This is a genomic window from Mesorhizobium sp. CNPSo 4671 (assembly GCF_057784245.1).
The window spans coordinates 133352-159573 of the sequence record NZ_JBWLUW010000009.1 but is presented as its reverse complement, the minus strand read 5'-3'; the positions used below and the strand labels follow the sequence as shown (position 1 = coordinate 159573).

General features: G+C 63.2%; 25 protein-coding genes and 2 tRNA genes. 11 read left to right on the top strand and 16 right to left on the bottom strand.

All coding sequences use genetic code 11. From position 1 onward, the window contains the following. Positions 1 to 114 precede the first annotated feature (114 nt). Genes AC04SF_RS24540 through rbsK form a run of 3 tightly spaced genes read left to right on the top strand, consistent with a single transcriptional unit; the run spans position 115 to position 2599 of the window. Positions 115 to 1170 carry an ABC transporter ATP-binding protein gene (locus AC04SF_RS24540; RefSeq protein WP_488479874.1) on the top strand — a complete coding sequence of 352 codons (1056 nt, stop codon included), beginning with the start codon at positions 115 to 117 and terminating at the stop codon, positions 1168 to 1170. A 42-nt stretch (positions 1171 to 1212) separates the two neighbouring features. Then, on the top strand, positions 1213 to 1665 hold the full coding sequence (locus tag AC04SF_RS24535) for an RbsD/FucU family protein (RefSeq protein WP_096457152.1): 453 nt from the start codon (positions 1213 to 1215) through the stop codon (positions 1663 to 1665). A 4-nt stretch (positions 1666 to 1669) separates the two neighbouring features. Then, positions 1670 to 2599, top strand: a complete 930-nt coding sequence (rbsK, locus tag AC04SF_RS24530; protein WP_096457155.1) for a ribokinase — start codon at positions 1670 to 1672, stop codon at positions 2597 to 2599. 23 nt (positions 2600 to 2622) lie between these two features. Here rbsK and AC04SF_RS24525 read toward each other — a convergent pair whose 3' ends face one another. Continuing rightward, positions 2623 to 2994: a hypothetical protein gene (locus tag AC04SF_RS24525; RefSeq protein WP_488479873.1), complete on the bottom strand. Its 372-nt coding sequence runs from the start codon at positions 2992 to 2994 to the stop codon at positions 2623 to 2625. A gap of 261 nt (positions 2995 to 3255) precedes the next feature. On the opposite strand from AC04SF_RS24525, the gene AC04SF_RS24520 reads away from it, so the two are divergent. Then, on the top strand, positions 3256 to 3534 hold the full coding sequence (locus AC04SF_RS24520) for an exopolysaccharide production repressor protein (protein WP_488479872.1): 279 nt from the start codon (positions 3256 to 3258) through the stop codon (positions 3532 to 3534). Between the two features lie 125 nt (positions 3535 to 3659). On the opposite strand, the gene AC04SF_RS24515 is transcribed toward AC04SF_RS24520, so the two are convergent. Further along, positions 3660 to 3736 (bottom strand) — tRNA-Asp (locus AC04SF_RS24515). A gap of 217 nt (positions 3737 to 3953) precedes the next feature. Between AC04SF_RS24515 and AC04SF_RS24510 the strand changes: the two genes are divergently transcribed. Continuing rightward, positions 3954 to 4029 (top strand) — tRNA-Val (locus AC04SF_RS24510). 49 nt (positions 4030 to 4078) lie between these two features. Beyond that, positions 4079 to 4903, top strand: a complete 825-nt coding sequence (locus AC04SF_RS24505) for a M15 family metallopeptidase (protein ID WP_488479871.1) — start codon at positions 4079 to 4081, stop codon at positions 4901 to 4903. Between the two features lie 79 nt (positions 4904 to 4982). Here AC04SF_RS24505 and AC04SF_RS24500 read toward each other — a convergent pair whose 3' ends face one another. From AC04SF_RS24500 to AC04SF_RS24475, 6 genes are all read right to left on the bottom strand, one after another. Next, positions 4983 to 5213, bottom strand: coding sequence for a hypothetical protein (locus tag AC04SF_RS24500; RefSeq protein WP_202350534.1), 231 nt, complete (start codon positions 5211 to 5213; stop codon positions 4983 to 4985). A gap of 137 nt (positions 5214 to 5350) precedes the next feature. Beyond that, positions 5351 to 6121 (bottom strand): SDR family NAD(P)-dependent oxidoreductase, encoded by a 771-nt coding sequence (locus tag AC04SF_RS24495; protein WP_488479870.1) that lies wholly within the window; start codon positions 6119 to 6121, stop codon positions 5351 to 5353. 13 nt (positions 6122 to 6134) lie between these two features. Continuing rightward, on the bottom strand, positions 6135 to 7130 hold the full coding sequence (locus AC04SF_RS24490) for an ABC transporter permease (protein WP_488479869.1): 996 nt from the start codon (positions 7128 to 7130) through the stop codon (positions 6135 to 6137). A 118-nt stretch (positions 7131 to 7248) separates the two neighbouring features. Further along, positions 7249 to 8289 carry a sugar ABC transporter substrate-binding protein gene (locus tag AC04SF_RS24485; RefSeq protein ID WP_027051589.1) on the bottom strand — a complete coding sequence of 347 codons (1041 nt, stop codon included), beginning with the start codon at positions 8287 to 8289 and terminating at the stop codon, positions 7249 to 7251. 38 nt (positions 8290 to 8327) lie between these two features. Next, positions 8328 to 9092: an ATP-binding cassette domain-containing protein gene (locus AC04SF_RS24480; RefSeq protein ID WP_488479868.1), complete on the bottom strand. Its 765-nt coding sequence runs from the start codon at positions 9090 to 9092 to the stop codon at positions 8328 to 8330. Next, positions 9089 to 10255, bottom strand: a complete 1167-nt coding sequence (locus tag AC04SF_RS24475) for an ROK family transcriptional regulator (RefSeq protein ID WP_488479867.1) — start codon at positions 10253 to 10255, stop codon at positions 9089 to 9091. The genes AC04SF_RS24480 and AC04SF_RS24475 overlap by 4 nt, the downstream gene beginning before the upstream one ends. A gap of 214 nt (positions 10256 to 10469) precedes the next feature. Here AC04SF_RS24475 and AC04SF_RS24470 point away from each other — a divergent pair, with 214 nt between their 5' ends. Together AC04SF_RS24470 and AC04SF_RS24465 are read left to right on the top strand one after the other, a co-directional pair. Continuing rightward, complete coding sequence (locus AC04SF_RS24470; RefSeq protein ID WP_488479866.1) at positions 10470 to 11648, top strand: M24 family metallopeptidase; 1179 nt, start codon at positions 10470 to 10472, stop codon at positions 11646 to 11648. Between the two features lie 10 nt (positions 11649 to 11658). Next, entirely contained in the window at positions 11659 to 12873 is a 1215-nt protein-coding gene (locus tag AC04SF_RS24465) for a M20 metallopeptidase family protein (protein ID WP_488479865.1), read from the top strand. Positions 12874 to 12930: 57 nt separating this feature from the next. Here the strand turns inward: AC04SF_RS24465 and AC04SF_RS24460 are convergent, their stop codons facing one another. The 7 genes from AC04SF_RS24460 to AC04SF_RS24430 form a co-directional block, all read right to left on the bottom strand. Beyond that, entirely contained in the window at positions 12931 to 13686 is a 756-nt protein-coding gene (locus tag AC04SF_RS24460; RefSeq protein ID WP_488479864.1) for an ABC transporter permease, read from the bottom strand. Beyond that, the gene (locus AC04SF_RS24455) at positions 13683 to 14456 is read right to left on the bottom strand and encodes an ABC transporter ATP-binding protein (RefSeq protein ID WP_488479863.1); all 774 of its coding nucleotides are present in this window, start codon (positions 14454 to 14456) and stop codon (positions 13683 to 13685) included. Before AC04SF_RS24455 ends, AC04SF_RS24460 begins: the two co-directional genes overlap by 4 nt. Then, positions 14456 to 15484, bottom strand: coding sequence for an ABC transporter substrate-binding protein (locus AC04SF_RS24450; RefSeq protein ID WP_488479969.1), 1029 nt, complete (start codon positions 15482 to 15484; stop codon positions 14456 to 14458). The genes AC04SF_RS24455 and AC04SF_RS24450 overlap by 1 nt, the downstream gene beginning before the upstream one ends. Before the next feature lie 83 nt (positions 15485 to 15567). Next, positions 15568 to 16011, bottom strand: coding sequence for a VOC family protein (locus AC04SF_RS24445; protein ID WP_488479862.1), 444 nt, complete (start codon positions 16009 to 16011; stop codon positions 15568 to 15570). Further along, positions 16008 to 16751: a FadR/GntR family transcriptional regulator gene (locus AC04SF_RS24440; RefSeq protein ID WP_096457201.1), complete on the bottom strand. Its 744-nt coding sequence runs from the start codon at positions 16749 to 16751 to the stop codon at positions 16008 to 16010. Before AC04SF_RS24440 ends, AC04SF_RS24445 begins: the two co-directional genes overlap by 4 nt. After that, the gene (locus tag AC04SF_RS24435; RefSeq protein ID WP_488479861.1) at positions 16748 to 18187 is read right to left on the bottom strand and encodes an FAD-binding oxidoreductase; all 1440 of its coding nucleotides are present in this window, start codon (positions 18185 to 18187) and stop codon (positions 16748 to 16750) included. Before AC04SF_RS24435 ends, AC04SF_RS24440 begins: the two co-directional genes overlap by 4 nt. Positions 18188 to 18463: 276 nt before the next feature. Next, the gene (locus AC04SF_RS24430) at positions 18464 to 19765 is read right to left on the bottom strand and encodes a M23 family metallopeptidase (protein WP_488479860.1); all 1302 of its coding nucleotides are present in this window, start codon (positions 19763 to 19765) and stop codon (positions 18464 to 18466) included. A gap of 316 nt (positions 19766 to 20081) precedes the next feature. On the opposite strand from AC04SF_RS24430, the gene AC04SF_RS24425 reads away from it, so the two are divergent. Together AC04SF_RS24425 and AC04SF_RS24420 are read left to right on the top strand one after the other, a co-directional pair. Then, complete coding sequence (locus tag AC04SF_RS24425; protein ID WP_488479968.1) at positions 20082 to 21080, top strand: sterol desaturase family protein; 999 nt, start codon at positions 20082 to 20084, stop codon at positions 21078 to 21080. Next, entirely contained in the window at positions 21077 to 22219 is a 1143-nt protein-coding gene (locus AC04SF_RS24420) for a GNAT family N-acetyltransferase (protein WP_488479859.1), read from the top strand. The genes AC04SF_RS24425 and AC04SF_RS24420 overlap by 4 nt, the downstream gene beginning before the upstream one ends. Positions 22220 to 22278: 59 nt before the next feature. On the opposite strand, the gene AC04SF_RS24415 is transcribed toward AC04SF_RS24420, so the two are convergent. After that, entirely contained in the window at positions 22279 to 22746 is a 468-nt protein-coding gene (locus AC04SF_RS24415; RefSeq protein ID WP_488479858.1) for a peroxiredoxin, read from the bottom strand. Between the two features lie 95 nt (positions 22747 to 22841). On the opposite strand from AC04SF_RS24415, the gene AC04SF_RS24410 reads away from it, so the two are divergent. Then, a complete protein-coding gene (locus AC04SF_RS24410; protein WP_488479857.1) occupies positions 22842 to 26222 on the top strand; it encodes a hypothetical protein in 3381 nt (1126 codons plus the stop codon).

The window sequence follows — 26222 nt, the reverse complement described above, 5'->3', positions numbered from 1 at the left end:
ACCAAACGCCGTGTCAACGAGGCCGGGTTTTTATCTATAAGAGACCGACTTGCCCTGACAGGTCGCGTTGGTTAGCTTCTGCGCCTACGGCCAGTTGGAGCCGATGGGGGAGATATGGCTCAAGTCGCAATCAGCAAGGTGGCCAAAGCGTTTGGGACCGTCAAGGTTCTGCACGAAGTCAGCGTCGACATCGCTGACGGACAGTTCGTGGTGCTGGTCGGCCCCTCGGGTTGCGGCAAGTCCACGCTGCTCAGAATGGTGGCCGGGCTGGAGACCGTTTCCGGTGGCACGATCGCCATCGGCGACCGCATCGTCAACCATTTGCCGCCGGCAAAACGCGACATCGCCATGGTGTTCCAGAACTACGCGCTCTACCCGCACAAAACGGTCGAGCAGAACATGGCCTTTGCCCTCAAACTGCGCAAAACCGACCCGGCCGTGGTCGCCGAGCGGGTCAAGCGCGCCGCCGACATCCTCGACCTCAGCCCTTATTTGAAGCGCTATCCCCGGCAGCTCTCCGGCGGCCAGCGCCAGCGCGTGGCCATGGGGCGCGCCATCGTGCGCAACCCGCAGGTGTTCCTGTTCGACGAGCCGCTCTCGAACCTCGATGCCAAGCTGCGCGTGCAGATGCGCACGGAGATCAAGGAACTGCATCAGCGGCTGAAGACCACCACGATCTACGTCACCCACGACCAGATCGAGGCCATGACCATGGCTGACAAGATCGTCGTCATGCGCGACGGCCGCATCGAGCAGGTCGGCGCGCCGCTGGAGCTGTTCGACCGGCCGGCCAATCTGTTCGTCGCCGGCTTTATCGGCTCGCCGTCGATGAACCTGCTCAAGGGCGTCATGCGCAAGGGCGGCAAGCCCGGCGTCGAGTTTGCGGGCACCTTGTTTCCGATTGGCGACAATGCCGCGCAGGACGGACAGGCCGTCGTCTATGGCGTGCGCCCGGAGCATCTGGAAATCCATCCCGATGGCGTGCCGGCGAAGATTTCGGTGGTCGAGCCGACCGGCTCGGAAACGCTGGTGTTCCTGCGCTTCGGCGACGGCGAGATGGTGGCGCTGTTCCGTGAACGCCACGACTTCAAGCCTGGCGATACGCTGACGCTGAAGCCGAGGCTCGACCAGATCCATCTTTTCGACGCCGAGACCGGCCAGCGTCTCTGATCTCAACGACTCTGATCTCAAACGCACTTCACGAGGACTATCATGCTCAAAGGCATCAATCCGCTGCTCAATGCCGACGTGCTGCAGGCATTGCGGGCGATGGGCCACGGCGACGATCTGATCATCGCCGACACCAATTTCCCTTCTGATTCGGTGGCGAAGCAGACCGTGCACGGCAAGCTCTTGCGCATCGATGCGCCGGCGGCGCAGGTGGTAAAGGCCGTGCTGTCGCTCTATCCGCTGGACACGTTCGTCGATGATTCCGCCGCGCGCATGGAAATCGTCGGCAAGCCGGACGAGATCCCAGCGGTGCAGAAGGAAGTGCAAAAGGAGATCGATAAGGCTGAAGGCAAGGCCTGGCCGATGATTTCCGTCGAGCGCTACGCCTTCTACGAGCGTGCAAAAAAAGCCTATTGCGTCATCCAGACCGGCGAGCGCCGCTTCTATGGCTGCTTCGCCTTCCGCAAGGGCGTCATCCCGCCGGATGCGGAGTAGCAGCATGGCCTCCGGCAAGCCTGTCGTCATATTGGGCGTCTTCGTCGCCGACACCGCCTATCGCGCCGACCGCCAGCCGCGCATGGGCGAGACGATCCTCGGCAACTCTTTCAAGCTCGGGCCGGGCGGCAAGGGATCGAACCAGGCCGTGGCCGCCGGCAAGCTCGGCGCCGACACCACATTCCTGACCCGGCTTGGCGTCGATGCCTTCGCCGACATGGCCAAGCGGACCTGGCAGGACGCCGGCGTGAAAAGCGCCGTCATCGACACGCCGGACAGCTATACGGGTGCGGCCTACATCTTCGTCGAGGAGGGCAGCGGCAACAACGCCATCATCGTCAGCCCGGGTGCGGCCATGCTTATCTCGCCAGCCGATATCGAGGCCAATGCCGCCCTGATTCGTGGCGCCGGCGTCTTCGTCACACAGCTCGAACAGCCGATCGATGCCGCGATGCGGGCGCTGGAGATCGCGCGCGGGGCAGGGGTGACAACCATCCTCAATCCCGCTCCCGCGGCAAAGCTTCCCGATCGCATCTACGCGCTCTGCGACTATCTCACGCCGAACGAGACCGAAACGGAGGAATTGACCGGACTGAAAGTCTCCTCGGTCGATGAGGCGCGGGCCGCCGCGGGCAAGCTGCTCGAAAAGGGCGTCGGCACGGTCATCGTCACGCTCGGCGACAAGGGTGCGCTGCTGCACACCAAGAATCGCTCCGAGCATGTCCCCGCCATCAGCGCCGGACCAGTGGTCGAAACCACCGGCGCGGGAGACGCCTTCAACGGCGGCTTCGCCGCAGCCCTGTCGCGAGGCGTGGAGCCGCTGCAAGCGGTGCGCTTTGCCTGCGCGGTGGCTGGTATCTCGGTGACGCGCCCGGGTACTGCGCCGTCGATGCCGACGCTGCAGGAGGTCGAGGCGCTGCTGGCCAGGGGTTGAGCGCGACAGCATCCCTTATGGCTTCACCAGTCTCGGTTGTTGTCGAGCCAATATGGCATCACGGCAACCGATTTGGCGTGGGATGCCGAGCCGCGTTTAGCGTCGAATGCCATTTCTGAACGAGTCCACCGTGAGTTGCCCTCGGTCGCGCTGGGCACGATGGTGTGCCCATCTGCGATCAACTGCAGCCGCATTTCCTCGAAGTGCCTTTTGAAACCATTCTCTATGCGACTTTGCAGGTAGCGCCGTCCATGCAGGCATTCCTGGCCCAGAATGCCAGAATACATCTGTGCGCTGATCATTCTGAGCGCGTCTTCGGAGATCTGCCTATCGGTGTCGTTAGACCCGCATCGGCCTGCCGACGCTTCCAGCGTCGCGGACAACAACTCTGCCAAAAACCTCGCCACCGCTGGTCCTTCTGGGTGGCACATTAGCAACAGATAATGTTAATCGGCAATCCGGCCTTGCGCAATTGGCGAAGGTGTCCCGTAATGGGTCATTGCATTTGGCGCGGCAATTGCATTGCCAGCAATGCCGCGGTCAACCATCAACTCGGCAATCGGGGGGCAAATTGGGGGCCCCGCCGCTCCGTTCGCGGAGCGGCGGGTCTTTAACGGCCGAAAATCGCCAAACCGTCAAAACGTGGTGCTACGCATATGTATTTTCCGCAATTTTTGGTGGGCATGTTCGCGGCGTCGTTCACCGTGGCGATCTGGGCTGAGATAGAAACCGGCTCCATCTGGAAAGCGCTCGGTTGGGCTATTCTTGCGCTCATCATTCTTCAGGTGGGATACATCGGCCTGGTCCTCGGCCAGATCTTCAGACGGGGATCTAAGGGCGCAGCGGCGGACCTGGCATCGGCAAATTCCACGCGACCGCTCCGTGGCGAGTTGGGAAAAGTTCGGCAGGGATGGAATCGAGCGCGTCCGCGATAGTCGGTTCGAGCTCGCGCCGCAACGTGCCGGCCGGGGTACACCTGCCCCGCACATGCCAGAAGTGATTTTTGACATTCAACGTCGACATTTCTCCGAAGCCAAGGGTTTGAAACCCTTGAGAGAAATGGCGCGAGTGACGGGGCTCGAACCCGCGACCTCCGGCGTGACAGGCCGGCACTCTAACCAACTGAGCTACACCCGCGCATTGACGAGCACGTGTCAGCCGTGTTCGTCGTTGGGCCGCTGGATAAGGGGTTCGCCACCGGGTGTCAAGCGCACCAAACCATCATAACAGCAAACTGGAGAAGGTTTTTTGACAGCCGGCGTTTTGTGCACAAATCCGGCCGGCGAACAGGGCGTCGCCTGTTCATTTGGCCTTGCGAAGCCGGTCCCGACCGCTTAAAGGTCCGCGCCGGAGCGGGCGATTAGCTCAGTTGGTAGAGCGCTTCGTTTACACCGAAGATGTCGGCGGTTCGAGTCCGTCATCGCCCACCATTCCAGCGTCGTCTTGAAAATGCGATTGGCCGTTCCGGGAGGCAGGACGATGACCAGGCATCCAGGGCGCTTGCTGCTGCTGCTGCTGGTGATTGCGTTGGCAATCAGCGGTTCCGGACGCCTCGCCCATGCAGGCGATGCCAGCGACGGCGTGGACCAGCCGGCCGCCAAGGCCGCTTTGCTCAAGGCCTATCCCGGGCTGTTCACCATCTCGGGCAATGTCCTGACCTGGACCGACGGCACCACGATGGTGTGGGACGACGGCAAGACGCGCGACGCCGACGCGCTGCTGGAGAGCCCGGACATCGAGGACATGTTTCGCTACGTCTATCCCAAGGCAAGCGCCGGTGCGCTGGTCCCGGCGGAGGATTTCGATCCCGGCCGTATCCGCAACGAAGCCTTCTTCGAGAAGCTCTACGGCGCAAGTGCCGCGGAAGTCGGCAAGCACATCGCCAACGTCAAATGGCTGCCGAAACTCGGCAAGAAGACTGCGCAGGTCACCAGGGTTTTCGGCATCGACGACCGGCTGAGCAAGGTCTCTGACGCCCTGGAGGCGATGCCCGCGGATTTGACCCGCTACGGACTGAAGCTTGGAGGCGGCTTCGTCTGGCGACCCATCGCCGGCACGGACCGGTTGAGCGTCCACTCTTTCGGCGCAGCCTTCGATATCAATGTCGGCTTCTCCGATTACTGGTACAACAACAGAAACAAAGCCAACCCCAAGGCACACATTCCCTTCAAGAATCGCATTCCGCTGTCGATCGTCGAACTGTTCGAGAAAAACGGCTTCATCTGGGGCGGCCGCTGGTATCACTATGACACCATGCATTTCGAATACCGGCCGGAATTGCTGTTGTACAAGACATCTGGCTGATCGGCGTCGGCGGCCGCCAGCCGTGAGGCGCGTTTGGTCGGCCGAACATGCCGAAATTCGCGATGCCGTGCTATGAGCGTCAATAACCAAGCCCCAGATCTGTGGTGCCTTGCTGGCCGCTAGCCGTCGCCGCACTACAAACCCTGCGAAGGTCGGCCCGGATGTTTTCGGAGTTCAACAACTCGGCCGCTTCCGGATAACCCTCAGCCAGCAACGCTGCAACGATCTCGGCTGGAGACTGGTGAATACCACCCTCCGCCAAAGCATGAGCCCGCTGGTAGATATGATCGGTTCTAATTTCGTCGGCCATTCTCAGGTCCCTCCCTTGATTAGCACTTTACAAACAACCCTTGAGGGGCGTTTACGTTGCATGCAACCTATAAGGGAGTGTTTGCCGGCCGATCTGCGGAGCGCCGGATCAGCCTGTTCGTGGCCGTGAAGCAAGGATCAAGGCGGCACCATCCGGAAGTCCTTGCCCTCGGGCAGCAATTGGCCGCCATCGACGACGATGGTCGTGCCGGTGATGTAGCTCGCGTCGTCCGAGGCGAGGAACAGGAAGGCATTGGCGACGTCGCGCGGGCTGCCGAGCCGGCCGAGCGGGATTGAATCCTCCATGTTCTTGATATAGGCGGCGCCGCGATGCTGCTGGATGGCTTCGGTCAGGATGTTGCCGGGCTCGACGCCGTTGACGGTGATGCCGTAGCCGGAGAATTCAAGCGCGGCCGAACGGATGAAGCCGTTGATGCCGGCCTTGGTCGCCGAATAGTGGCCGTGGCCGGGACTTGTGACATGCGGGCCGGTGATGGAGGAGGTGTAGAGCATGCGCCCGAAGCGCTGCGCCTTCATCGGCACCAGGGCGGCGCGGGTGGCATTGAAGGTGCCGCGCAGATTGACCGCCATGACGCGGTCCCAGTCGTCGGTGCTGGTGTTTTCGATCAGCTGCCAGGGATAGATGCCGGCATTCTGCACGATGATGTCGAGGCGGCCGTGATGCTTCAGCGCCAGTGCCACCGCGGCCTCCGCGTCGCGCATTTGCGAGATGTCGGTGCCGATGAAGGGGACGCCGAGTTCGTCGGCGGTCGCTTGCCCGGCCTCGGTATCGGTGTCGGCGAGCACCAGCCTTGCGCCTTCTTCGGCGAAGCGCAGAGCGGTGCCTTTGCCGATGCCGCTTGCGCTGCCGATGATCAGCGCGACCTTGTCGTTCAGCCTGTCGGTCATGCCTGCCGTCCTGTCATGCGAGTCTTTGGCGAATGGTTTGCTTGAATGCGTCGAGCAGCACCGCGGCCAGCACCAGCAGGCCGTGGATGACCTGGGTGAAGTTGGCGGGCAGGCCCATCAGATTGATCGCCGTGTTGATGGCCGAGAGCAGAAGCACGCCGGCATAGACGCCGGGCAGGGTGCCGACGCCGCCCTTCAGGCTGACGCCGCCGATGACGACCGCGGCAAAGGCATTGAACAGCAGGCCGACGCCGAGATTGGCGGTGGCGCCGGAGGTGCGGATCGCCAGCAGCCAGCCGGCGAGGCCAGCGATGGCGCCGGCAAGCACGAAGGCGATGATGAGGTTGCGGTTGACCCGGATACCGGCGCGGAAGGTCGCGGTCTCGTTGCCGCCGATCATCACTAGGTGCCGGCCAAACGGCGTCTTGGCCATGATCAGCGAGAAGACGACGAAACAGGCGATGGCGATCCAGGCGGTGAGCGGCAGGCCGATCAGCCGCTGGATGCCGAACCAGCGGATCGCTGGCGCCAGATCCTGCGCCGAGCGGCCGCCCGAAATCACCAGCACCAGGCCGCGCACCCAGATGTAGGACGCCAGCGTGATGATGAAGGCGCTCATCTTGACCTTGACGACCAGGAACCCGTTGAAGGCGCCGATGAGGCCGCCGACGGCCAGCGCCAGCAGTAGCGACACTGGAACCATCAGCCATTCCGGATGCAATTGCAGGCCGAGGCCGATGCCCGACGAGCAGAACAGGATGCCGACCGCCATGGCGCTGAGCGCCGCCACCGATTCGACCGACAGGTCCATGTGGCCGGCGATGATGACCAGCGCCAGGCCGATCGACATGACGCCGAGCACGCTCGACGCCTCGATGATGTTGGCGAAGATGCCGAGCTGGAAATAGTTGGGGATGAAGATGGAAAAGACCACCAGCACAAAGACCAGCATGAACCAGACGAGGTTGTCGAGGACGAACTCCAGGGCTTGGCGGGTGCGGGGGGTCATGAGCTGATCCGGCTGGCGCATGCCCCGGCGAAGGGTTCTCGCAGGGATCAAGCGCGGATTGGAATTGCGGAGGATCGGCTCCGGGCCGAGAAGGCCCGGAGCGTTTCAGGCGACGTGCCTATTCGACGGATTTGACGGTATCCGTCGGTGCCTTCTGGTTGCCCCAGAAGGCCGGATTGTCGACGTTTTCCTTGGTGATGGCCGCACCCGGGATCTTGATGTTCGGACCCCAGGCTTCCTTGGTCACGGTCGATTTCAGACCAAGCACGTCATAGTCGCCGGGTTTGATCTCCTGCTTCTTGACGATCTTGTCCATGAACATGGCGACGGCCGCGGCCTGTGCGTAGAGCGGCTGCTCGACTTCGACATTGAGCCAGCCCTTGCGGATCAGGTCGAGGCCGACCGGCGCGCCGTTCGAGCTCATCAGCATGACGTCGCCCGGCTTCTTGCCGGCGGCCTCGAGCGAGGCGACGGCGGCGACTGAGAGGTGCGCGGCATGGCTGAAGATCAGGTCGATGTCGGGGTTGGCCAGCATCTGGTCGGCAACGATGGTGCCGGCATTGCTCGCTTCCCACTGCATGGCCGGAAGCGAGATGATCTTGACGTCCGGGAACGCCTTCATCTTCTCCTCAAAACCCTTCTGGATGTCGAGCGTGTAAGGGTCGCCGGGATCGCCGAGCACCTGCAGCACCTTGCCCTTCACCGAGCCGTTCTTGGCTTTCAGCAGCTTCTCCGCCTGGTCGGCGGCGATGTGGCCGATCTCGACGGTGCCAGCGACCGAGGTGAAGTCGGAAGGTGTCGAGGTGATCTGGCGGTCGAACTCGACCACCGGAATGCCTGCAGCGCGCGCGGCCTCGATCGACGGCTTCAGTGCATTGAAGTCGACCGCCGCCAGGATGATCGCCGCCGGCTTCAGCGCGATGACGTCGTTCATCTGCGACTGCTGGGCATCGGTCTTGTTGTCGGCGTTCAGCGTCTTTATGTCGTAGCCGACCTGCTTCAGGAACAGCTCCAGTGCGGTCACCGAGCCGGTCTGGAACTCGTCCAGTAGTGTCGGCACCATATAGTAGACGGTCCCCTTGGACTGGGCGAATGCCGGCGTGAGCGTGGCAAAGGCCAGTGCAAGGATACCGAAGACAGCAAGAAGTATTCGCTTCATGTCGTTGGCTCCCTGTTAAGCCGGACCCCTCTTGTCCCTCAACCCGCCGGTCCGGCACCGGCAAGCGTCTCCCCGGTGATCATGTTGATCACCGCATCGGGACTTGTTTTGTTGCGCGCGACATCACCCGCCACCACGCCTTGCCGGATCACCACGATCCGGTCGGCGACCTGAAAGGCCTGCTGCATGATGTGGGTGATGATGACGACGCCGATGCCCTGGCTCGCCACCTGGCGGATCATATCGAGACCGCGCCGCGTCTGCTCGACGCCAAGTGCGGCGAACGGCTCGTCGAGCAGCACCAGCTTGCCGCCCCAGTGCACGAAGCGGTTGAGTTCGATGGCTTGCCGCTGGCCGCCCGAGAGATGCTCGACATTGGTGCGCAGTGACGGAATGCGAGTGCCGGCGCTGGCCAGCGCTTTCTCGACGACGGCCTCCATGGCGCGCTCGTCGAGCACCGGAATGCCGAGCACCTTCCTGGTGATCTCGCGCCCCATGAAGAAATTGGCGACCACGTCGACATTGGTGCAGAGCGACAGGTCCTGGTAGACGGTTTCGATGCCCGCCGCCTTGGCCTCGGCCGGCGACCTCGCCAGAAACTCCTTGCCCTCGAACAGCATACGACCCGAAGTCGGCTCCAGCCCGCCGGCGATGATCTTGACCAGCGTGGATTTGCCGGCGCCGTTGTCGCCCAGCAATGCCACGACCTCGCCCTTGCCGATGGAAAAACTGATCCCTTTCAGCGCTTCGATCGCGCCATAGTTCTTGGTGACGTTTTCCAGCACCAGCAGCGGTTCGCTCATGCCGCAATCTCCTTGGCTGTCAGAAGATCGCGGCCGCGTTCGCGCTCGGCGGCGAACATCTGGCCGAAACGCGGCGACAGCACGCCCGAAACCGCAAGGGCGGCGGCGCCGCGCAACACCGAATGTTGCCCGCCGCGCGCGACCAGGACCCGGGGCGTCGTTCGATCCTTGCGCGCCGAGACGGAGTTGTGCAGGCCGCCGGTCGAACCGGCCAGCCGTTCGAGCAGGTCGGTGGACGCCAGCCCGCCGAGGATGACCGTTTCAGGGTCGAACAGGTTTTCGATGACGGCGATGGCATTGTGAAAGATCGGCGCGACTTCCGCGACCCAATCGGCCTCTGTGCCGTTCCAGCGCCGGAGCGCCTCGAGCGAGAGATATCTTTCGAGGCATCCTCTGTTGCCGCAGGGACAGGCCTCGCCGCCGGGGACGACAGGGATGTGCCCGACCTCGCCGGCATTGCCCCAGGCGCCGCGCTGCACGCTGCCGTCATGAACCATGACGCCGCCGAGGCCGACGCCGAAATAGAGATAGTAATATTCGGAGAATTGAGCGCCGAGGCCGTAGAGCCGCTCGCCCATGGCCGCTGCCGCCATGTCGGTCTCGAAGAAGGCCGGCAATCCGGTCGAGGCCGCCAGCCGCTCGCGAAGCGCCACATCCTTCCAGCCGGTCATGGTGGTCGGGCCGACGAAACTCATGGATTCGACACCGAACGGCCCGGGCAGGGCCAAGCCAACCCCGAGAACCCGCCCGCCGGCCCGCAATCCGGTCAATTCAGACACCATGGCCCCGATCACGTCGAAGGCGTGGTCGGGCGTTGCGTTCGGGGCCTCACGGTAAGTGCTCTCGATCACGTCGCCGCTCAAATTGATCAGGGCGGCATTGATGCCGAGCGGGGTGATGTGGATGCCGACGGCATAGCCGCCCGCGGGATTGATGCGCAGCGTCGCCGGCGGCAGGCCGCGGCCCTTGGGCTCTTCGCGCACGGAGAGGATGTAGCCCTGTTCCTCCAGTTCGCGAACGATGGTCGATACGGTCTGGACGGTGAGGCCGACGCGGCTGGCGATCTCGCCGCGGGCGATCGGCCCATGCAGGCGGATGGACTCAAGCACGATGCGCCGGTTGTACGGCCGCCCGAACTCCTGATTGGTCCCCCGCAATGCCATGCCTTGCGCCCCCAGTTGACGCAAGGTTCGCATCAAAGATTTATTCAGTCAAATGGAATTCAAAAATAAAATCGAACGCGGCACCCCAGTCCAGAAAGGCCGAGCTATTCGGCTTAGGACCTGCTCACGTGCCGGCCTTGGCCGATTGCCGCCATGGCGAAACCGCTTCAATGGTGGCAAGCCTCGCAACCGTTGAACCAAGCATGGAGCAAAGATGATCGAATTGCCGTTTGCCCGCGACGAGTACCAGCAGCGGCTTGCCAAGATCCGCGCCGAGATGGCGAAGTGCGGTCTCGAACTCCTTGTCGTCAACGACGTTGCCAACCAGCACTACATCACCGGCTATGATGGCTGGTCCTTCTATACGCCGCAGGTGGTGCTGGTGCCCCTGGAGGAGGTCGAGCCGGTCTGGATCGGCCGCGCCATGGATGCCGCCGGCGGTCTGCTGACAGCCTGGATGAAGCCTGAGAACGTCGTTGGCTTCCCGGAAGATCACGTTCAGCGTGCCGATCGTCACCCCATGGACTGGATCGCGAGCTGGATCGTCGCCAAGGGATGGGGGAACAGGCATATCGGCATCGAGCTCGAAGCCTATTACTTCTCGCCGAAGGCTCACGCCCGGCTCGTCGCCGGACTCCCCAACGCGAAATGGCATGACGCCGATCTGCTGGTGAATTGGATCCGCGCGGTCAAATCGGCGCCCGAGATCGCCTATCTGCGCAAGGCGTCGACCTTGGCCGAAGCGGCGGTGACACGGGCCTTCGAGGTGATCGCGCCCGGCGTGCGCGAGTGCGATGCGATTGCCGCGATCCAGGCGACACAGATCGCCGGCAGCCCGGATTTCGCCGGTGACATCACGGCGCTCCCGCCGACCATCCTCGGCGGTGAGAATGCGTCGGCCCCGCACATCATGTGGAGCGACCGGCGGTTCGGAGACAACGAAACGATTGCACTGGAACTCGCCGGTGTCTGCCGCCGCTATGCCGCCGGACTGGCCAGGACGATGCAGCTCGGCAAGACGCCGACGCGGGTCGCGGACACGGCAAAGGCAGTGATCGAGGGCATGGACGCGGTGCTCGACGCGGTCAGGCCGGGAACGACTGCCGAAGCCGTTGAAGCTGCATGGCGCAAGGTCATCCAGCGTTATGGGCTGAAGAAGGAGTCGCGCATCGGCTATTCCATTGGCGTCGCCTATCCGCCGGATTGGGGCGAACACACGATCAGCCTGCGGCCGGGTGACAAGACGGTGCTCCAGCCCGGCAACGTCGTTCATTCCATCCTCGGCATGTGGATGGACGGCTGGGGCATCGAGATCAGCGAGACCATTTTGGTTACCGAAACCGGTAACGAGACCCTGACGAAGTTCCCGCGAGAGATCCATGTCAAATCCTGAGGGGGCGGCCATGGCAGGCGGTGCTGAGGTTTCCGACACGGTCAACATCGACGCCGGAATTCTCAACCAGATGATCGAGATACGCCGCCATCTGCACCGCAATCCGGAATTGTCGAACAGCGAAGCCAACACGCAGCGCTATCTCACGCAGATGCTGGCCGGCGAGGGAATCTCGGATATTCGTGACGTCGCGGGCTTTGGCCTGGCCGTCGATATTGCCGGCACCGGCAAGCCGTCAAATCGAAAGATTGCCATTCGCGCCGACATCGATGCCTTGCCCATCGAAGAAGAGTCCGGCGTCGACTATGCTTCGACCAATCCCGGCGTCATGCATGCCTGCGGTCACGACGCCCACGCATCGATGGGCTTCGCGGTTGCCGCGCATCTGCACAGATCAAGGGCCGATTTTGGCGGGACGGTCCGACTTATCTTCCAGCCGGCCGAAGAGGACTCGCCCTCAGGCGGCAAACGTGTGGTGGAAGAGGGGCTGCTCGACGATGTCGACGCCGCGATCTGCCTTCATGTCGATCCGTACACGCCATCCGGCAAGATCGCGGTCAGTTCAGGTCCCTATACGCTGGCGTGCGATACGTTCGATGCAATTGTCATTGGTGAGGCGGCGCACGCGGCCAAGCCCTACGAAGGCGTCGATGCGATTGCCGTGGCCTGCTCCATGGTCGGCGAGTTGCAGAAGATCGTGTCGCGCGAAATCGACCCCTACGATCCCCTGGTCATCTCCGTCACCGGCATCAATGGCGGCAGCGCCTACAATGTCATTGCCGGCAAGGTCACCTTGAAAGGCACCATCCGCAGCGGTAGCGACGCAACCCGCGAGCGGGCCTGGCGGCGCGTTCGTGAAATCCTGGAGGGCATGGCGGCCAGCCACGGCGCCAATGTGGAGCTCGCCATCCACAAGGGCGAGCCGGGGGTCGTCAACGATGGCGAGATGGCGGAGCTGATTGCCGCCAGCGGTAGAGCCTGCATCGGCGCCGACAATGTGCTCAACACACCCGGATGGACCATTGCCGACGACTTTGGCTACTACAGCGAGAAGCGCCCATCGGTCTATTTCCGGCTCGGAATCCGCAACGAGGCGGTCGGCTCGGTCTATCCGCTTCATCATCCCAAATTTCGCGTCGATGAGGCCGCCTTGAAAATTGGCGCGGCCACCCTGGTTGCGGCGGCGACCAGATTTCTGTCCGCGCAGCCGGAAAAGGCCGACTGATCAAAGCGATGCAAAGCCCGGCTCGTGCAAGCTTGCACGAGCCGGCGAAATGCCTGTTCAGTATTTGATGACCCGGCGCTCGACCAGCACCACGGCACAGAACAGAACGATCGACAGGCAAGACGACAGTACGATCGCCGCGTAGAGCCGGTCCGATTGGTAGTTGAAGCTCGCCTGGATGATCAGCGCGCCGAGCCCCTTGTCCGAGCCGATCCATTCGCCGACGATGGCGCCGATCACCGCCGTCGCCGAGGCGATGCGGAGAGAGGAGAACAGCATCGGCAGCGCGCGCGGCAGCCGCAGGCTCCAGAAAATCTCGGAACGCGTCGCCGACAGCACGCGGAACAGTTCGTGCTCGTTGTCGCTGGCCGAGTCCAGGCCGCGGATCATGTTCACCAGCGTCGGGAAGAAGCAGATCACCGCCGCGATGACGATCTTCGGCGTCATGCCGAGCCCGAAGATCAGGATGATGATCGGCGACAGCGCCAGGATCGGAATGGTATTGAAGAACAGCACGATCGGAAAATAGGCGGCCTGCAGGATGCGGTTGTGCACGAACAGGACCGCCAGCAGCACGGCGGCCAGATTGCCGATGACGAACCCGGCCAGCGCCTCGATCAGCGTTGGCCTCAAATTGTCCATGAGCAGCGCGAAATTCTTCTGGAAGACGCCCGATATGGCGGTCGGGGTCGGCACGATATAGGCCGGCACGCCGAGCAGGGGCAGCAGATACTGCCAGGCAAGCACCAGCGACGCCGCGCCGAGAACGGGCAGGGCGATGGATAATTGCGGCGAGAGCGGCGCCGGCCTCATGATGCCTGCTCCAGCGCGGTTCGCAGCTCGGCCATGGCCGCGACGATCGCCGGGTCTTCGCGCGAACAGCGGTTGCCGTCCTGTTTGAGCGGCCGCATGTGCAAATCCTTGACCAGCCGCCCCGGATTGGCGGCGAGAACGATCACCCGCTCGCCGAGATAGGCGGCTTCGGCGATCGAATGGGTGACGAACAGGATCGTCGTGCCCGTGCGCCGCCACAGATTGAGAAGTTCGTCGTTGAGGCGATCGCGGGTGATTTCGTCGAGCGCCCCGAACGGTTCGTCCATCAAAAGCAGCTTGGGCTGGCCAAGCAAGGCGCGGGCGATCGCCACACGCTGGCGCTGGCCGCCGGACAGCTGGTGCGGCAGGCGTTCGCCGAAGCCGGCCAACCCCATCAGCTCCAGCAGCTCCTCGCTGCGGTCTTCGATCTTGCGTGTCAGGCTGCCTTGCCCGACGCCAAGCGGCAAGCGGACATTGTCGCGCACCGTGCGCCAGGGCAGCAGGGTCGAATCCTGGAAGACGAAGCCGACATCCCTGCGCGAGCGCACCGCATGCGGCGTGTCGCCGAGCACGCTGATCGTGCCGCCGAGAGGGTCGAGCAGGTCGGCAACCACGCGCAGCAAGGTCGACTTGCCGCAGCCGGACGGCCCGAGGATCGACAGGAAGGATCCGGCCTCGACGCTGAGGTCGAGGCCGGAAAGCACCTTGACGGCCGCCTGGCGGCCGCCATAGCCGACATCCAGCCTGCTGGCTTCGATCGCGTTCGCCATCAAGCGGCGGGCGCGTCGAGCTTCGGCCGGTCGGCAGCCGAGAGTTCGAGGATCTTGGTGGTGTAGACGTCGGCCGCCTTGGGCCGGCCGTTCGGGTATTGGCCGACCTTGTCGAGCAGCGCCAGCTGTTCTTCGATCGAGGCGGGATCGAACGTGCCCCAGCCGTCCTTGGCCGTCGCGCCGTCGAAGGAGAGTTTCAACACGAGGTTGACGGTCTTCTCTTCCCAGCCGAGGTCCATTTCGGGATAGGCGGCGACCATCTTCTTCACCGCTTCCTGCGGGTTGGCATGCACCCAGCCCCAGCCCTTGGCGACCGCACCGATGAATTTGGCCAGCGTGTCCGGGTCCTTTTCGATCGCCGCGTCGGTGGCGAAATAGACATCGGCGTAGGAATTCAAGCCGAGGTCGCGCACCAGAAGGTCGATACGGTCGTCGCCGACGACGCTCAGCGCCTGCGTGTTGGTGATCCAGCCGCCAATGGCATCGACATCGCCGCGCACCAGCGGTCCCTTGTCGAAGCCGACATTGATGACGGTGAGGTCGGACGCGCTCATGCCGTTCTTGGCCAGGATCTCGTCCATGACGAAACGCGCCGTCGGCTGGATGCCGATCTTCTTGCCCTTCAGGTCGGCCACGCCCTTGATCGGGTTAGAGGCCTTCGAAGTGAGTGCATAGGGGCCGGTGCGGAAGCCGCAGGCGATGATCTTCACCGGCACGCCGCTGGCGCGCGCCGAAAACAGCTGCGGCGTTTCGGAGAATTGGCCAAGTTGTGCCGCGCCCGAGATCACCGGCGGCACGGTCGAGGCGTTCGGGCCGCCCGGGCTGAATTCCACCTCGAGCCCGGCATCCTTGAAGTAGCCGTTGGCGACGGCGGCGATATCGCCCATCTGGCCGTTGGACATCAGCCAGTCATACTGGATGACGACCTTTCCGGCGGCCTTCGCGCCAGGGGTCAAAACCAGTTGCATGCCGCCCGATGCCGCGGCAATAGCCGCCAGGCCGGACTTCATGAAGCCGCGGCGGTTCATGTCGTAATTCCCATTCATTTTTCGCTCCTGTTGCAAGACTGTCTCGTCTCTTCATTGCGCGCCGTTCCCTTGGCGCGGGTGGTCTACGGCTGTTCGTCGTGATAGTCGCCGGGGCCGCCGTCGAGCCAGGCGTAGAGTTCCCAAAGCGTGTCGTCCGGGTCGGTGAAATAGGCGCAGCGCGCGTTCCAGACATAGTTCTCCGGCGGGCCATAGAACGGCACGCCCTTCGCCGTCAGCTCGGCATGCAGCCGGTCGATTTCGCCGGGCGCGTCGAGCTGGACGGCGACGCAGACCTTGTGCGCATGGCGCGGCGAGCGCAGTTTCGAGACGCCGGTATGCTGGCTGATATGGTCGATCTCCCAAGCGGCCAGCGTCACGCCCTCGCCATGGAAATCGGCGAAACCCTCGGCGCGGCGGCGCAGGCGAAAGCCGAGCTTGTCGACATAGAACTCTACTGTCCGCTCAATATTCTCGACCAGGAGGCAGACATCGGAGATGCGGGTAATGCTGGCGACAGCCATGCTCATTTCCCTCCTCCCGTGCGTTCGCCGCGCGCGGACGGCAGCTTGACGCCGACACGGTTGGCCGCGCCGATGATGTGCGCGCGCATCGCGGCCTCGGCTTTTGCCGGGTCGCCGGCGACCAGCGCCTCATAGATGCGCACATGTTCGCCGACATTGACCTCCACCAGATCGTGCAAAGGATTGGTCTGCCGCGCGTAATAGATCGAACGGCGGATCTGTTCGCAGACGAAGGAAATGAAGGTGTGGATGTAGCTGTTGCCGGTCGCCCGGGCGATCTCGCGATGGAACAAAAGATCAGCGTCGATGCTGCCGTCCTCCCAGCGCTCCTCGCCGCTCATCCGGTCGAGCGCGGCCTTGATGGCGTCGAGATGCTCTTGCTCGCGCCGTTCGGCGGCGAGGGCCGCGGATTCCGCCTCGAGGATGCAGCGCAGCTCGAACAGCCGCTCCATGTTCTGCCCCTCTTTCAGCGTCTCGCGGTCGATGCGGATCGCCGCGCGCTGTTCCGGCGCCAGGACGAAGGAGCCGATGCCTTGCCGCGCCTCGACCATGCCGTCGGCACGCAATTGCGCGATCGCCTCGCGCACCACATTGCGGCTGACGCCGAATTTTTCGGAGAGCTGTTGTTCCGTCGGCAGCAGGGCGCCCGGGTTGAGATCGCCGGACTCGATCTCGCGGCTGAGAAACGCCGCGACCCGATGCGGCAGCGCCTCGACAGTGCCGATGGCAGCCAGTCTTTGTTTCATGAAAAAGTCTCCGTCGCGGGAAAGAGGCAGCCGGGGTTCATGCGTCGGTCCGGATCGAGCGCATCTTTGAGCGTGCTGACGAGCCGGCGGTGGACAGCGGACATTCCCGCCCAGTAGACGCTTTGGCGGGTGCGCCCGATGCCATGCTCGGCGCTGATCGAGCCGCCGAGGGCGTTGGTGATCTCGTACAGCCCGGCGGTGATGGCGGTGCCCCTGGAGCGGGCGTCGGACTCGGCAAGGTCGGGCGGCGGCAGGACGTTGAAATGGATGTTGCCGTCTCCAGCGTGCCCATAGGCCTGTGAAATCCAGCCCGGATGCTCCAGCGCGATAAAATCGCGAGCCTGGGCGATGAGGGTGGGGATGTCGGAGATACGCACCGAAAGATCGGTGCGCACGTGGTAGCCGCGCTTGGCCTGGCCCTCGACCAGCCCCTCGCGAATGGCCCAGAACGTTTTGGTCTGTGCACCGCTCTCGGCCAGAACGGCATCGGTGACCAGTTCTTCTTCCATCGTGCCGGCAAGGAAATTCACCAGCAGGCTGCGCAAATCGATCGCGGCACTCGATGACAATTCGATCAGCACATGGACAGGGGCCGCGACCGGCGCGACGATGCCCGGGTCGACGAGACGCGCCAGTTCCATGCATTCCGCGCCGATGATCTCGAAGGCGGATATCAGGTCGGAGCATCCGCGTCGGGCTTGCCTGAACAGAGTGATTGCCGCTTCGAATGAAGGGAGCCCCAGATAAGCCGTTTCGACACGGCCGGGTTTCGGAAACAGTTTGACCTCGACGCCGGTGATGATGCCCAGCGTGCCCTCGGCGCCGATGAAAAGCTGCTTCAGGTCGTAACCACGGTTGTCCTTGCGCAAGCCGGAAAAGCCGTTCCACAACTCGCCGTCCGGCAGCACCACCTCCAGGCCGACAACGAGGTCGCGGGCCATGCCGTAGCGCAACACGTTGACGCCGCCGGCATTGCTGGCGGCATTGCCGCCGATCTGGCAGCTGCCTTGCGCGCCAAGCGCCAGCGGAAACAGGCAGTCCTGTTCCTCTGCCGCATCCTTGATGTGCTGCAGGATGCAGCCGGCGTCGGCTTGCACGATGAAATTGTCGGCGTCGACGAGGCGGATATTGTTCAGCCGCTCCAGGCTTATGATCACCGTGCCGCGGGCCGTGCCGATGTCGATCGCACCTGCCACAAGCCCGGTGTTGCCGCCTTGTGGGATCATCGCCAGCCCAAGCCTGCCGCACAGCCGAACCGCGGCCTGGACCTCGGCGACCGACGCCGGTTTCAGCACGGCAAGCGCTGCGCCATGATGATCGCCGGACCAGTCCACGAGGTATTTCGCCATATTGGCCGGATCGGCAGCCACGCCGCCTTGTCCCAGGAGATGCTCCAGGGCGGCGAGAACGTCAGTCGAAATGCCGTGAATGGTCATTATTGGAGTGGCGCTGGTGTTGTGGCGTATGGTTATACATATCATCCTACAACTGGAATTGTGTCAACACCGGCAGGCCGAACGGCCGTGGACAAGTCGCTTGCCAGCGCGTTGGGATGAGGTGCCGGCCAGGTCGCTGTTCAGGCAAGAACCGAAACCACCGGTGGGCAGTCGAGGCCGGCACGGACAGCGTCACCCAGATCCGGATTGCTTACAAAGCGGGACAGATTTGGTTTGAGAGGTATTGAGTGCCAATCAGGTCAGTGCCGGCGCAGCTCAGAGATACTGGGCGACCTTCTTGCCGACGGTGAGGAAGCGCAAGGGATCGATGGCTTCGCCATTGTGGCGCACTTCATAATGCAGATGCGGGCCGGTCGAGCGGCCGCTGCTGCCGGTCTTGCCGATGACGGCGCCGGCGTCCAGCTTCTCGCCCACGGTCACGTCGATTTCGCTGAGATGTCCGTAACGGGTAGCAAAGCCGTTGCCGTGGTCGACTTCCACCATGCGGCCATAGCCGCCATTCCAGCCGGCCTTGGTGACGATTCCGGGCGCCGTGACTTTTGCGTCCATGCCGATGGGCGCCCTGAAATCCATGCCCGAATGCAGCGCGGCGGTGCCGAGGATAGGATCGGTGCGCACGCCGAACGGACTGGTGACGGAGTGGCCGGGGGCAGGGTTCGCCAGCGGCAGCTGGCGCGCTTCCTTCTTCAACTGGTCGAGCGTGTCCAGAGCCTCGTCCAACTCCTTGACCTTGCTGTCGAACATCAAAGAACTGTTGAGCGGGATCAGCGGGCCGCCGACATCGCTTTCGTTCTTGCCAAAATCGCTGTCGACCGGCAGTCCGGCCGCCTGCAGCGCCTGCTGGATGGCATCGGCGCTCTTATAGGCATTGTCCGCGAGCGTGCTGATGCGGGTGAGTTGTTCGTTCTCGATGGATTTCAGCGACTGGTTGATCGAGACGAACAGCCTGTCGGCACGATCTGCGGCAGAGTCGCTAGGCAGCGGATCGGTGCGGGTCGACCACAAGGAGAATGGCCTTGTGTCGGCAGCACCCAGATCGGTGCCCAGGCTGGCGACCGCGTAGTTCTGTGCGGGCTGGCTGATACTGCCGGTCACCTCTGCGTGCTTGTCAGGCTTGGCAGCCGCCGGATCCTCGGCGGGGGCTGCTCCGACCCCGTTCTCGGCGCGCTCGAGCAGCGGTCCGAGACGGCCGTGCCGCTGGCTGAGCTGCGTCTGGCGTTCAATCAGTTCGCTGACCTTGTTTTCCATCAATTGCTGGTCGAGCAACTGGCGGCTGGTGATGCGGTCGACCTGGGCGCGAAGCGCCGAGATGCGGTCTTCGTAGGCCTGCTGCATGCGCGCCTGGCGCGCGGTGGTGGCGCCGATCAGGTCGTCGCGCAAAACGAGATAGGACGTGGCCAGGAGGTAGCCGATGGCAATGGCGGCGAGCGCTGAACCGATGAATGCCGCGAGCCAGGGCCGGATCGTGAAGTGCCTGATCTCATTGCCTCGGGCGATGATGACCGTGTGGGGTTCCTTACGCCTGCCGAAGACTGCGGACTGACCGGTTGCGTTCACGGGACCAAGCTTTCGTTTACGACACCACGACAGCTTGATTACACATTATTAGGGTTAACAAAGGCTTTCTGGGCCGATTGCGCGGGCGTGGAATGCACGCGGCGCGGACAAGGGGTTGCATGAAAACCGCCAAGGGAGCGGCCTTCATGGCCGCTAAGCCATTGGCGAAAAGCACCAATCTGCTGCCCGCCATACGGCCGGTCGCTCGCGGATCGAGGTCTAGAGTTCCTTAACTGTCTTCGATTGCATTTACTTGACGGTTTTCGAGTAAAAGCGTGATGGGTTTGGGATTCTATCGAAGATGGCGGTCCAAGGGATGCTGAGCGATCTGGTTGGCAAGATCCTCGACAAGGTGTCGGGCACCAGTCTGCTGGCGACCGGGCTCTTGCTGCTGACGGCCCTTGTCAGCGCGCTCGTAGCCTATTGGCGCACGGTCGAGGAGAAGAGCTGGAAGGAGTTCTTTGAGTTCGTCGTCCCCCATGAGGTCATCGCCCACCCCTCGGCGAAGGCCGACCTGATGTTCTGGGTCACGAAGAAGGCCTTGATGCCCTTCCTGATGCTGCCCGCCGGAATTGTCTTCGTTTCGGCGGTGGGCTACGCGACCAACTGGCTGTTTTCGACACTGTTCCAGTTCCAGCCGCCGCTGATCGAGGGACCGGCAGGCCCGGTGACGGTGCTGATCTTCACCATCACCATGCTGCTCGCCTACGACATTTCCTATTATCTCTATCACGTCGCCCAGCATCGCTACCCCGTGCTTTGGGAATTGCACAAGGTGCATCACTCGGCCGAGGTGATGGTCGGGATCACCAAGGACCGGGTCCATCCGCTCGACGAGCTGATGAACCGGGCCTGGGACGGCGTCATCGTCGGCGTCTGCTTCGGCATCTGGTCGCTGATTTCGCTGAACCTCGTCGAGCTGACCGTCTTTGGCGTCAACGTCTATGTCATGCGCAACATCCTGATGATGGATTTCGTCAGGCACACGCATTTCAAGATCTCGTTCGGGCCGCTCAACAATGTGATCCTGTGTCCTCATTGGCACCAGCTGCATCACAGCACCGATCCACGCCACTATGACAAGAATTTCGGCCTGCTCTTCTCGTTCTGGGACCGGCTCTTCGGAACATTGTGCGTGCCGAGGCCCGACGAGGACTTCAAGTTCGGATTGGTCGATCGCGATGTGCGCGACTACCAGTCGCTCGCCGGCCTCTATGTCATGCCGCTTAAGCGGATGTGGGGACATATCGCCAGGCGCATCCGGCGTGCAAAGCCACGGACCACGCAATCATCGGAAGAAGGGACACGGCCATGAACGCCCCCTTCGTGCTCGCGATCCCGCGGACACGCACCTTTGAAGTCGTCACATCGGTGGAACGCCTGGCCGAGATCGCACCGGCCTGGAGCGCGCTCTGGCAGCGGGCCGGCGGGCTTGTCTTCCAGCACCCGGACTGGATCGCGGCCTGGTGGCGCACCACTCCACACCAGGAGCGGCGCACGCTCAGGATCGGGCTTGCCTGGAACGGCGACCGGCTCGATGGCGTGATAGCGCTCGCTACTTTCAAGCGCTCCGGCATCCGCATACTCGAATGGGCGGCGAAGGATCACAGTGACTATGGCGACGCGCTGTTTGCCCCCGACAGCGATCCGCAGGCGATCGCCCGCCTCTGGCAGCATGTTTTTGACCAGGGCGGCTTTGACCTGATTTATCTCAATCGTCTTCTGCCGGATGCCAGTGTTCGTGGCCTGCTGGACCCGGCCTCGCGCCATGACAAGGCGCTTCGGCCCAACCACCGCACTGAAATCAGCTACCGTGTCGCGGGTCCCTGGCAAAGTGGTGCGGAATGGTTCGAGACGCTGTCCAAGAAGGCCCGGCAGAACTACCGTCGTGGCCGCAAGTTCATGGAGGAAGGCGGTGCGTTGCGTTTCCGCCTGATGGATGCGGACGAACCGCGTGAGCCGGTGCTCGGTCGGGTCGCGGCGCTGAAGCGCCTCTGGCTCGTCCGGCATGGCCGCGTTTCGGACCTGTTCGACAAGGACTCGCCCGTTCTCACCGCGCTTATTTCCGTGCTGGCCGAGCTCGGCCTGTTGCGCATCTTCGTGCTGGAGCTTGACGACACGATCGTCGCCGTCTCGATCAATTTCGAGCAGCACGGCACGATGATGGCTTTCATCACCACCTATGATCCCGAATATGAGCGCGCCTCACCGGGCATGGTGCTGATGATGGACTATATCCAGTGGTCGCTCGACCGTGGCCTTGCCAAGGTCGATTTTCTCTGTGGTGGCGAGGATTTCAAGCGGCGCTTCGCCACGCAATCAGTCACGCTGTCGTCGATGATCGGCGCGCGTGGCTTGCTCGGCCACCTCGCCGCGCTGGCCGATCACGTGAACCATGTTGCGAAAACTTGGCGGGCGCCGCGGTCGCCGAAGGCGGAAACATCAGACGAGTAAGGGCGCCTCATTTCGGCACGATCAAAATAGGCGATTGCATTCGTGGGCCTTCGCCGGGCTCAGAGCGCGCGAACGGCCTCCAACACCTCTTCGGCATGGCCCTTGACCCGGACCTTGCGCCAAATCCTGACGATCCGTCCGTCGCGGCCGATCAGGAACGTCGCGCGTTCGACGCCCATATATTTGCGGCCATACATCGATTTCTCGACCCACAGATGATAGGCCTCGATCACCTTGCGCTCCTCGTCGGCGGCGAGGTCGATGGTGAGATTGTACTTTGATTTGAACTTGTCGTGCTTTTTGACGTTGTCGGGTGACAGACCGATCACGACGGCGCCTGCCTTCGCGAATTCAGGTTTCAGCTGCGAAAAACTGATTGCCTCTTGCGTACAACTCGTCGTGTCGTCCTGCGGATAGAAATAGAGGACGACGGGTTTACCGGACGAGGCCGAAAGGCTTAGAGACCCGCCGCCATCCCGCGGCAGGTCGAATTGCGGCGCAAGATCGCCCACGTCGAGGTCAGCCATATCGATGCCCTTGTTTGAGGTTACGCGCGAAGCCACACCGATATAGTGTCGACCGGGGATTCGTCCACGAGCGAATTTGTACAACGGAAGATTGCGTGGATCAGGAGCAACCGCAGCACGAAAAGATCAGGTTCAGGCGTGACGAGATCACCGACCTGGGGGCTTTGCCGTCCGCGTGCCGCGTTCCGCCGCTTGGTCAGGCGTCGATCGGCCGCGGCTTCCGCATCCTGTCGCGCGTGTTTGCCGGCGTGGTCGCGCTCATGCTGCTGGCGGCGATGGCCGTCTATCTCATCGGCCTTTCCGGTATCGGGTCGGACCGGCTGCGCATCGAGGCGGAAACCGCCATCGAGAAACTCGCCGGCGTCGATGTCCATGTCGCGGTCGGCCCGGTGCGCATCACGCTGGACAGTTCGAGCTTCGTCGCGCTCCAGGTGAGCGATGTCAGTCTGGAGACCAGCGACGGCAAGCCCATGGCCGATGCCGGCCGTGTGCGCTTCGGCGTCCGCCTGATACCTCTGCTTTGGGGGGAGGTGCGGCTGACCAGCGCCAGGATCTCCGACGCCCACATCGTCACAGCGGCGATGCCATCCGGCGGCGACTGGACAGCGCAATTGCGCAATGAGGACGGCCTCGTCGATCCGGAGAAACTGTCCGCCGCAGTGTTCGGCAACATTCATCGCGCGCTCGACGCCGTGCGGGAAGATTCGCTGCGCCGGATCGATCTCAGCAATGTCGAGTTCGTGCTGCCCGAAACCGGAGCCATCAAACGGATCAAGATCGCCGACGCCAGCGTCGTACAGTCGGGGCCGGGCGGCATGGCGTTTTCCTCCGAGGCGGATGTCGATGGCAGAAAGGTCACCCTTGCCGCTTCCGCGACCCGCGATATCGCGGCGCACCGCGTGACGGCGCTGAAGGCAAGCGTCGACCTGGTGGCTGCCGACGAAACCGCGGCCGGCGCTGGGAAGCTTGGTGCGGTCGCATTGAAGCTGACAGGATCGGAAGGAGCCGGCACCACGGCGTCGCGGCTGACGGCCGCCCTGTCGTCGACGGGTTCCGTCCTTGATCTTGGCACGCGCGGCCTGCTGCCAGCCGACGTTGATGTCGATGCGACGCTTGTCGACGGCAGCAACAAGATCCAGGTGGACAGGCTGCTGCTGAAAACCGGCCGGTCTTCTTTCGATTTCGGCGGCTCGATAGGGCCAAAGCCCGCGACCGGGGCGGCGGGCGACGAACCCTCCTACCGTTATGACCTGACCAGCGACGGTTCGACGCTGGCGCCGTCGGAATCGCCCGAGCCCGCGCTGACCTTTCTCGCCCGCATTGCCGGCGTCTATCAGACCAAAAGCCATAAATTGGTGGCCGAGCAGATCGCGGTTCGGTCCGCCTCTTCCGGCGAGGTGCTTGGCACCGCGGCCGTCACGTTCGTTGACGGCAAGGCCCCCGGCATCAATCTGGCGCTCAACGTCCATGACATGCCGGTCTCGCACGTCAAGCAGTTGTGGCCGTGGTTTTCGGCCCGCAATGCGCGGCTCTGGGTTCTCGACAATCTGTTCGGCGGCCGCGTTGTCGACGCCAACCTGCAATTCCAGGTCGTGCCGGATCGCCTCGGCAACGGCGTGCCTCTTTCGGCCGACGAGGTGTTCGGCCGCTTTCAGATCGAAGGGTCGCGTTTTGACACCGCCGGCCGCATTCCGCCGATACGCGACGCGGTCGGCGTCGTCGCTTTCCACGGCAATGACGTCGATGTTTCGCTCTCCTCGGGCACCGTCTTCATGCCCAGTGGCCGCACCGTAGCGGCCAGCAACGGCACACTGACGGTCGAGGCGGCAAACCGCCCGCCGGTCATCGGCGCACTCGACATCGACGTGGAAGGGGAGGCGCCGGCTGTCGCCGAACTCGCCTCCTACGAACCGATCAATGCCATGCGCCATGTCGGCTTCCTGCCGGAGGAACTGTCCGGCAACGTTACCGGCCATGTCAGGGCTGACATTCCCTTGCAGTCCGGCGTCGACACCTCCAAGCTCGACTGGCTGGTGTCGCTCGACTACACCGGCCTGTCGCTGGCCAAGCCATTCGATGGACAGACCGTGACCGACGCCGACGGTTCGATCACCGTCGATCCCGAAAAGGCGGTGATTTCGGCCAAGGCATCGCTGAACGGCATTCCGGCCGAACTCGACCTTGTCGAACCGCTGGCGGATGACGGGCCGGCGCCCAGCCGCAAGGTGGCCCTGGTGCTCGACGACAAGATCCGTGCGGCCGCCATGCCCGGCCTGACGCCGTTGCTGGGCGGAACGGTGAAGGTCGCGATCGACAAGAGCGGCGGCGGCAACCAGAAAGTCTCGGCCGACCTGACCAATGCCAGGCTGGACATTCCCTGGGCCGGCTGGAGCAAGGGGGCAGGGGTTCCCGCCAGCGTCACCTTCGTCATGACCAAGTCCGGCGACACCACGACGCTGTCCGACTTCAACCTCGACGGCAAAACCTTCTCCATCGACGGCAGCATCGTGCTGGTCAACGGCTCCCTGTCGTCGGCCAAGTTCAGCAAGGTCACCCTGAACCGGGGGGACGATGTCGCGATTTCGGTGAAGCGCTCGGGCAAGGGTTACTCCGTCGACATCAATGGCAACGCGCTCGACGCTCGCTCGCTCATCAAGCAGTTCACGTCCGATGTGGACACCGCAACCAAGACGACCGGAACAGACAACATTTCCCTCAGCGCCGACGTCGAGCAGCTCACCGGCTTTCACGACGAGCAACTGTCCAACCTGAAGCTCGATTACAGCGCTGCCGGTTCACGGGTGAACGGACTGAAGGTCAGTGCCACGGCAAGTTCGGGCGCGGCCATCACCATCAGCAACACCACCGGCGGTGGCCAGCGTTCGCTCAACGTCCAGTCGGCGGATGCCGGCGCGATCCTGAGGTTCCTCAACGTTTACGAGCATATGGAAGGCGGGTCGATCACGCTGGCGCTGACCGGGGCCGGCGACGGGCCGATGAAGGGCAAGGTCGACACCAGCAACTTCTTCATCGTCAACGAACCGAAACTCGCCTCCATCGTCTCGACCACGCCGGCCGGCGACAACCGCAGCCTCAACCAGGCGGTCAAGGGCAATCTCGACACGTCGCGGGTGAAGTTCGAGCGCGGCTATGCCGAGATCGAGAAAGGCAGCGGCTACCTGAAGCTGGCCAATGGTGTGCTGCGCGGCCCGCGCATCGGCACGACGTTCCAGGGCATCCTCTACGACCAGAACAACAATATGGATATGACCGGCACCTTCATGCCGGTCTATGGCCTCAACCGTATCTTCGGCGAACTGCCCATCGTCGGCGCGCTTCTTGGCAACGGCCGCGACCGCGGCCTGATCGGCGTCACCTATCGGCTCAGAGGCAATGCCAACAAGCCGGTGCTCGACGTCAACCCGCTGTCGGTGATCGCACCGGGCATATTCCGGTCGATCTTCGAGTACCGATGA

Coding starts and splice junctions, on each gene's coding strand:
- AC04SF_RS24540 (WP_488479874.1), top strand. CDS start 115: ATGGCTCAAGTCGCAATCAGCAAGGTGGCCAAAGCGTTTGGGACCGTC.
- AC04SF_RS24535 (WP_096457152.1), top strand. CDS start 1,213: ATGCTCAAAGGCATCAATCCGCTGCTCAATGCCGACGTGCTGCAGGCA.
- rbsK (WP_096457155.1), top strand. CDS start 1,670: ATGGCCTCCGGCAAGCCTGTCGTCATATTGGGCGTCTTCGTCGCCGAC.
- AC04SF_RS24520 (WP_488479872.1), top strand. CDS start 3,256: ATGTATTTTCCGCAATTTTTGGTGGGCATGTTCGCGGCGTCGTTCACC.
- AC04SF_RS24505 (WP_488479871.1), top strand. CDS start 4,079: ATGACCAGGCATCCAGGGCGCTTGCTGCTGCTGCTGCTGGTGATTGCG.
- AC04SF_RS24500 (WP_202350534.1), bottom strand. CDS start 5,213: ATGGCCGACGAAATTAGAACCGATCATATCTACCAGCGGGCTCATGCT.
- AC04SF_RS24495 (WP_488479870.1), bottom strand. CDS start 6,121: ATGACCGACAGGCTGAACGACAAGGTCGCGCTGATCATCGGCAGCGCA.
- AC04SF_RS24490 (WP_488479869.1), bottom strand. CDS start 7,130: ATGACCCCCCGCACCCGCCAAGCCCTGGAGTTCGTCCTCGACAACCTC.
- AC04SF_RS24485 (WP_027051589.1), bottom strand. CDS start 8,289: ATGAAGCGAATACTTCTTGCTGTCTTCGGTATCCTTGCACTGGCCTTT.
- AC04SF_RS24480 (WP_488479868.1), bottom strand. CDS start 9,092: ATGAGCGAACCGCTGCTGGTGCTGGAAAACGTCACCAAGAACTATGGC.
- AC04SF_RS24475 (WP_488479867.1), bottom strand. CDS start 10,255: ATGGCATTGCGGGGGACCAATCAGGAGTTCGGGCGGCCGTACAACCGG.
- AC04SF_RS24470 (WP_488479866.1), top strand. CDS start 10,470: ATGATCGAATTGCCGTTTGCCCGCGACGAGTACCAGCAGCGGCTTGCC.
- AC04SF_RS24465 (WP_488479865.1), top strand. CDS start 11,659: ATGGCAGGCGGTGCTGAGGTTTCCGACACGGTCAACATCGACGCCGGA.
- AC04SF_RS24460 (WP_488479864.1), bottom strand. CDS start 13,686: ATGAGGCCGGCGCCGCTCTCGCCGCAATTATCCATCGCCCTGCCCGTT.
- AC04SF_RS24455 (WP_488479863.1), bottom strand. CDS start 14,456: ATGGCGAACGCGATCGAAGCCAGCAGGCTGGATGTCGGCTATGGCGGC.
- AC04SF_RS24450 (WP_488479969.1), bottom strand. CDS start 15,484: ATGAACCGCCGCGGCTTCATGAAGTCCGGCCTGGCGGCTATTGCCGCG.
- AC04SF_RS24445 (WP_488479862.1), bottom strand. CDS start 16,011: ATGAGCATGGCTGTCGCCAGCATTACCCGCATCTCCGATGTCTGCCTC.
- AC04SF_RS24440 (WP_096457201.1), bottom strand. CDS start 16,751: ATGAAACAAAGACTGGCTGCCATCGGCACTGTCGAGGCGCTGCCGCAT.
- AC04SF_RS24435 (WP_488479861.1), bottom strand. CDS start 18,187: ATGACCATTCACGGCATTTCGACTGACGTTCTCGCCGCCCTGGAGCAT.
- AC04SF_RS24425 (WP_488479968.1), top strand. CDS start 20,082: ATGCTGAGCGATCTGGTTGGCAAGATCCTCGACAAGGTGTCGGGCACC.
- AC04SF_RS24420 (WP_488479859.1), top strand. CDS start 21,077: ATGAACGCCCCCTTCGTGCTCGCGATCCCGCGGACACGCACCTTTGAA.
- AC04SF_RS24415 (WP_488479858.1), bottom strand. CDS start 22,746: ATGGCTGACCTCGACGTGGGCGATCTTGCGCCGCAATTCGACCTGCCG.